Source organism: Helicobacter sp. 11S03491-1, assembly GCF_002272835.1.
Lineage (GTDB): Bacteria > Campylobacterota > Campylobacteria > Campylobacterales > Helicobacteraceae > Helicobacter_J.
In genome coordinates, this window is record NZ_MLAO01000021.1 from 1 (window position 1) to 2,580 (window position 2,580).

Here is a 2,580-nt window from a genome sequence, read left to right on the forward strand (position 1 = left end):
TGTATTGGGCTCCATTAACATTATTTGCACTGATAGTATCTGTAGTTCCTGCCCTCACATCAGCCATCAAACGAAAGACACCATTTTCTCCGGTGATGGTATTGACTGAAAGAGTGCGAGGGGTATAGGCTTCATCAAATCTGGAGCAATTACTGCCGGGACAATAAACTCCGGGTATATTGCTGGAGGCATAGGAGAAGAGATCGATAATGGAAGTATCCTTATCTCTTAAAGCATCTAAATAAGTTTGAGAATTTACAGAAGGATTTTGTATATTTAAAGTTCTAATAGTAGAGTTATCGGTTTCATACCACTTCCCTCCATTTTGAAGATAGATATCTGTAATAGGAAAGTCAATTCTTTGAACTTTTCCTAATAAAAACGATTGAGGATTGGTGAGATTGATGAAAATATTCGAATGGGATTCAAGGGTCAAATAAGCAGTTGTAACACTAATATCCCCCTTGAGTTGGATAATATTGTCAGGATCAAGGGTTTGCCCTGTAAGGGGGTCATAATTGACATAGATATTAGCATTACTTTCTTCTTGAAAAATAGATCGAAAATAGTTTCCTTTAGCATCTTGGAGTGGTTTGGTGTTGTTGATATCTACAATGAGATTTTTATTAAAAAAATAATTTCCTCCATTGCCATTGGCGATAAATACACCTCTAGCCAAATTGGAATTATCAACAGCTTTGAAGCTTGTATTGACATTAAAAGTAATATTGCCACTCCTTTCGGTAGCATCTTTTCTGGTAAGAAAAATTCCTCCTATATTGTTTGTTGCCCCTAGTCTCGTTCCATCGTAGTAAATATTTAAATTGGCTTTTGATGATCCATTAAAAATATAAGTTTGATCTAGAGTTCCTCGAAAAATAGGAGCGGCGTAACTATAAAAATTCCCTACAATTTGAGCATAGATATTTAAAGTGGCATCGTTTAAAATATTTAAATTGGTATTTGTTATGATGCCATTGTAGGTGGGGGTTCCGTTTAAATTAATATCATATTGCAGGGTAGTGTTTGTGGCATAGTCTCTGTCCAAGGGTATGTCTTGGGTAATGCCATAGACAAAGTTCATGGCTAGAAACAATATAAAATAGCATAGGATAATTTTTATTTTCTTCATCTTATTTTTTCTGCAATATTTTTACCTTAATTCTTAGTTTAAATCGCTATTTTTCAAAAAATATTGATAATAAACATTTATTATTACGGAATAAAAATAAATTATGATAATTCTATTAAAATTTAAATAATAAAATCCCTTAAATAATAGTTAAAAATATTATGTAATATTTATTTTAAGTAGTTGTATATGTTAGGTGACCTATAAAATTTCTGAGTTTAATAATATCGTTCATTTTTTGGATTTTTTTATTTGTAAAATTTACTTCTCAATAAAAAGAGAATACAATTTGCTTATTTTCATAGATTTATATAGTTTCAAACACAATTGATTTTGGTATTGCAGAAAAAATAAGATGAAGAAAATAAAAATTATCCTATGCTATTTTATATTGTTTCTAGCCATGAACTTTGTCTATGGCATTACCCAAGACATACCCTTGGACAGAGACTATGCCACAAACACTACCCTGCAATATGATATTAATTTAAACGGAACCCCCACCTACAATGGCATCATAACAAATACCAATTTAAATATTTTAAACGATGCCACTTTAAATATCTATGCTCAAATTGTAGGGAATTTTTATAGTTATAGTGGGGTTATTTTTAAAGGTATCAATAAACAGATTTACAACTTCAGTGGTTCAAATCATGCATATTTAAATTTCATATATGATAGTCCAACTTTAGGAGGAGAGTTGCAAGCAGGAGTTTTTTTAAGTTGTGCTGATTCAAGATTGGGAATATGCAGTCCTATCACCTTTAATGTCAATACAAGTTTCAAAGCTACAGACAATTCCAATATATCAAGAGGTGTATTCCTCGCTAATGGACGCAGCACATATACTTTTATGAAAGATTTAATTGTAGATATAAATAATGTACGCCCTCAAATCTTAAATGCCAAAAATTATCGATCGATCTTTAGAACAGAAGGAAATGGTAGCATCTATGTCAATTATGACCCCCTTACAGGGCAAACCCTTGATCCTGACAATATTATCCAACTCAAGGGGGATATTTCCTCTGAAACACCTACTTCTCTAACCTATTTAAGTTTATCCAATCCACAATCTTTTTGGATGGGCAAAACAAATTTAACCAATCTTTACCTTGATGATGGAGGGAAGTGGTTTTTGACTGATTCTTCCAACCTTGATGAGCTAAAAATTACCAATCTCCATGTAAATTCTCAAACTTATTTAGATGCTTTAAGAGATAAGGATACTTCCATTATCGATCTCTTCTCCTATGCCTCCAGCAATATACCCGGAGTTTATTGTCCCGGCAGTAATTGCTCCAGATTTGATGAAGCCTATACCCCTCGCACTCTTTCAGTCAATACCATCACCGGAGAAAATGGTGTCTTTCGTTTGATGGCTGATGTGAGGGCAGGAACTACAGATACTATCAGTGCAAATAATGTTAATGGAGCCCAATACA

Annotated in this window: 2 protein-coding genes; one reads left to right on the top strand and one right to left on the bottom strand. The window is 32.9% G+C overall.

Translation table 11 applies throughout. The features are described 5' to 3' along the window. Positions 1-1,132 (bottom strand): hypothetical protein (locus BKH45_RS08605; RefSeq protein ID WP_143428406.1); only part of this gene is annotated, 1,132 nt, incomplete at its 3' end. A gap of 355 nt (positions 1,133-1,487) precedes the next feature. Between BKH45_RS08605 and BKH45_RS08610 the strand changes: the two genes are divergently transcribed. After that, the coding region (locus BKH45_RS08610; RefSeq protein WP_143428408.1) for a hypothetical protein at positions 1,488-2,580 on the top strand (1,093 nt) is incomplete at its 3' end.